A 251-nucleotide genomic window follows, 5' to 3' on the forward strand; every position below is an offset into this window, starting at 1 on the left:
CGCAAACGTTATAGCCAGCGCAAAATGAAGGGGGTGCATCCATTGGATAAAAGCCTGAATCTGGGCAAAGATCAGTTCTCTGACGGAGTCAGGCTGCGACTGGCTGAACAAATAAATCACAGTGCATACGACCATGTGGCCCAGCAGATTGCACAAACCACCGGTGCTCAGGTAGCTAAGCGTCAATGCCTTAACCTCGTCCAGGACATGGCGCAGGATTTTGAAGATTATTACCTGCAAAATCGTTATCT

Annotated in this window: 1 pseudogene; it reads left to right on the forward strand. The window is 48.6% G+C overall.

Annotated features, from left to right (window positions below):
- Positions 1-251 (forward strand): annotated as a pseudogene (locus tag H5300_RS27495) (hypothetical protein); the annotation flags it as partial.

The organism is Vibrio sp. SG41-7 (genome assembly GCF_014164465.1).
In the GTDB taxonomy this organism is placed as follows: Bacteria; Pseudomonadota; Gammaproteobacteria; order Enterobacterales; family Vibrionaceae; genus Vibrio; species Vibrio splendidus.